2 tRNA genes and 2 rRNA genes (1 of these 4 only partly in view) are annotated in these 3,762 nt (G+C 46.3%); all 4 read right to left on the bottom strand.

What is annotated here, in order from left to right:
• Positions 1-1,513, bottom strand: a 23S ribosomal RNA gene (locus D0817_RS24570) (it extends 1,463 nt beyond the left edge of the window).
• 189 nt (positions 1,514-1,702) lie between these two features.
• Positions 1,703-1,776: transfer RNA gene (locus tag D0817_RS24565), tRNA-Ala, on the bottom strand.
• Between the two features lie 109 nt (positions 1,777-1,885).
• Positions 1,886-1,959: transfer RNA gene (locus D0817_RS24560), tRNA-Ile, on the bottom strand.
• Between the two features lie 122 nt (positions 1,960-2,081).
• Positions 2,082-3,595, bottom strand: a 16S ribosomal RNA gene (locus D0817_RS24555).
• Together the 16S and 23S rRNA genes with 2 tRNA genes alongside form the textbook arrangement of a ribosomal RNA operon.
• Positions 3,596-3,762 lie beyond the last annotated feature (167 nt).

The raw sequence follows: 3,762 nt of genomic DNA, 5'->3' as shown, positions 1-3,762 counted from the left end.
TATTATAGGTAGGTACTTCAACGAACTATTCCGTCAGTTCGCGGCGCTTTCATCACTCCGTCACCCCATCACAGTAATTAGTAGTACGGGAATATTAACCCGTTAGCCATCGACTGTCCCTTTCGGGTTCGCCTTAGGACCAGACTAACCCACAGCTGATTAGCATAGCTGTGGAAACCTTAGTTTTTCGGTGTGCGGGTTTCTCGCCCGCATTATCGTTACTTATGCCTACATTTTCTTTTCTAACCAGTCCAGCATACCTTACGATACACCTTCAACCCTGTTAGAATGCTCCCCTACCACTTAGAGTAAACTCTAAATCCATAGCTTCGGTAATACGCTTATGCCCGATTATTATCCATGCTCGTCCGCTCGACTAGTGAGCTGTTACGCACTCTTTAAATGAATGGCTGCTTCCAAGCCAACATCCTAGCTGTCTGGGCAGACAAACCTCGTTCTTTCAACTTAGCGTATATTTGGGGACCTTAGCTGATGGTCTGGGTTCTTTCCCTCTCGGACTTGGACCTTAGCACCCAAGCCCTCACTGTTATCAATCATTATATAGCATTCGGAGTTTGTCAGGAATTGGTAGGCGGTGAAGCCCCCGCATCCAATCAGTAGCTCTACCTCTATATAACTAAAATAACGCTGCACCTAAATGCATTTCGGGGAGTACGAGCTATTTCCGAGTTTGATTGGCCTTTCACCCCTACCCACAGGTCATCCGAAGACTTTTCAACGTCAACCGGTTCGGACCTCCACTGTGTGTTACCACAGCTTCATCCTGCCCATGGGTAGATCACACGGTTTCGCGTCTAACACTACTGACTAAAGCGCCCTATTCAGACTCGCTTTCGCTACGGATCCGTGGCTTAACCACTTATCCTTGCCAGCAACGTTAACTCGTAGGCTCATTATGCAAAAGGCACGCCGTCACCCCACGAAAGGGCTCCGACCGCTTGTAAGCGTATGGTTTCAGGATCTATTTCACTCCGTTATTCACGGTTCTTTTCACCTTTCCCTCACGGTACTGGTTCACTATCGGTCTCTCAGGAGTATTTAGCCTTAGCGGATGGTCCCGCCAAATTCAGACAGGGTTTCACGTGCCCCGCCCTACTCAGGATACCACTATCCATTACACTCATTACCCATACAGGACTATCACCCTCTCTGGTCCTACTTTCCAGTAGATTCTGGTTCTTTGTGCATGAAATATCGTGGTCCTACAACCCCAGCATTGCCGTAACAACACTGGTTTGGGCTAATCCGCGTTCGCTCGCCACTACTTACGGAATCACTTTTGTTTTCTTCTCCTCCGCCTACTTAGATGTTTCAGTTCAGCGGGTTTGCCCACCTATCGGTGTACTATGTCTTCAACATAGTGGGTTGCCCCATTCAGGTATCTACGGATCAATCGGTGTGTGCCCGTCCCCGTAGCTTTTCGCAGCTTATCACGCCTTTCATCGCCTCTGAGAGCCAAGGCATCCCCCATACGCCCTTATTTTGCTTATTGTACCAATCTTAAATTTAATTAAGACCGTTTTTTTTTGTCTTTTACCATAATAGTAAAAAACGCTTTCTACTTTTTATTATTTCTTATCTCAATATGTCAATGAACTTTTTCTTTAGAGTAAAGAATAAAGAGCAAAGAGAACAGACTAAATCCATATTCTTTTTTCTTTTTTCTATCTTCTTCAGATAGTGGAGAATAACGGAGTCGAACCGTTGACCTCCTGCGTGCAAGGCAGGCGCTCTAGCCAGCTGAGCTAATCCCCCATTTTTCAATCTTAGATTGTAGAATTCAGATTTTAGATTTCTTAACTCTTCTCTAATTTCCTGTGGTGAATCCCAACTTCCAGAATTTCCTTTTTTTTAAGTTAAATAGTAGTCCCGGGCAGACTCGAACTGCCGACCCCTACATTATCAGTGTAGTACTCTAACCAGCTGAGCTACGAGACTCTGTTTTACTTAAAATTTATTATTTGAACTAACAGCAAGAGTAAAATAGTCTTAAAATTATGACCCATAAAGCTTCTTCTTTTTTCCCCAGCGTGTGTTTCCACTAACACTTGGGGCTCTAGAAAGGAGGTGTTCCAGCCGCACCTTCCGGTACGGCTACCTTGTTACGACTTAGCCCTAGTTACCAGTTTTACCCTAGGCAGCTCCTTGCGGTCACCGACTTCAGGCACCCCCAGCTTCCATGGCTTGACGGGCGGTGTGTACAAGGCCCGGGAACGTATTCACCGGATCATGGCTGATATCCGATTACTAGCGATTCCAGCTTCACGGAGTCGAGTTGCAGACTCCGATCCGAACTGTGACCGGTTTTATAGATTCGCTCCTGGTCGCCCAGTGGCTGCTCTCTGTACCGGCCATTGTAGCACGTGTGTAGCCCAAGGCGTAAGGGCCGTGATGATTTGACGTCATCCCCACCTTCCTCACAGTTTGCACTGGCAGTCTTGTTAGAGTTCCCGACTTGACTCGCTGGCAACTAACAACAGGGGTTGCGCTCGTTATAGGACTTAACCTGACACCTCACGGCACGAGCTGACGACAACCATGCAGCACCTTGTAAATTGTCTTGCGAAAGATCTGTTTCCAAACCGGTCAATCTACATTTAAGCCTTGGTAAGGTTCCTCGCGTATCATCGAATTAAACCACATGCTCCACCGCTTGTGCGGGCCCCCGTCAATTCCTTTGAGTTTCATTCTTGCGAACGTACTCCCCAGGTGGGATACTTATCACTTTCGCTTAGCCACTGAAATTGCTTCCAACAGCTAGTATCCATCGTTTACGGCGTGGACTACCAGGGTATCTAATCCTGTTCGCTACCCACGCTTTCGTCCATCAGCGTCAATCAATTAGTAGTAACCTGCCTTCGCAATTGGTATTCCATGTAATCTCTAAGCATTTCACCGCTACACTACATATTCTAGTTACTTCCTAATAATTCAAGTCTAACAGTATCAATGGCCGTTCCACCGTTGAGCGATGGGCTTTCACCACTGACTTATTAAACCGCCTACGGACCCTTTAAACCCAATGATTCCGGATAACGCTTGGATCCTCCGTATTACCGCGGCTGCTGGCACGGAGTTAGCCGATCCTTATTCTTACAGTACCGTCAAGCTGGTTCACGAACCAGTGTTTCTTCCTGTACAAAAGCAGTTTACAATCCATAGGACCGTCATCCTGCACGCGGCATGGCTGGATCAGGCTTGCGCCCATTGTCCAATATTCCTCACTGCTGCCTCCCGTAGGAGTCTGGTCCGTGTCTCAGTACCAGTGTGGGGGATCTCCCTCTCAGGACCCCTACCCATCGTAGCCTTGGTAAGCCGTTACCTTACCAACTAGCTAATGGGACGCATGCTCATCTTTTACCGTTGTGACTTTAATTATAAAATGATGCCATTCTATAATACTATGAGGTATTAATCCAAATTTCTCTGGGCTATCCCTCTGTAAAAGGTAGATTGCATACGCGTTACGCACCCGTGCGCCGGTCTCTAAATCCGAAGACTTATACCCCTCGACTTGCATGTGTTAAGCCTGCCGCTAGCGTTCATCCTGAGCCAGGATCAAACTCTTCATCGTATATTGTTGATCTTAATTAAATCAAGATCGTTTTGTTATTCGAATCAGTCTCTATCGGTGCATTTATCAATCTCTCGATTATCTTACTCTTTATTCTTTTGTTCTAACATCTCTGTTAAAACGGCTGTCAATTCAATATGTCTACGAACGTGTATTTCTTTTTCTTT

It is taken from the genome of Flavobacterium cupreum, assembly GCF_003996965.1.
Classification (GTDB): domain Bacteria; phylum Bacteroidota; class Bacteroidia; order Flavobacteriales; family Flavobacteriaceae; genus Flavobacterium; species Flavobacterium cupreum.
This window is presented reverse-complemented; position numbering and strand designations above follow the sequence as displayed.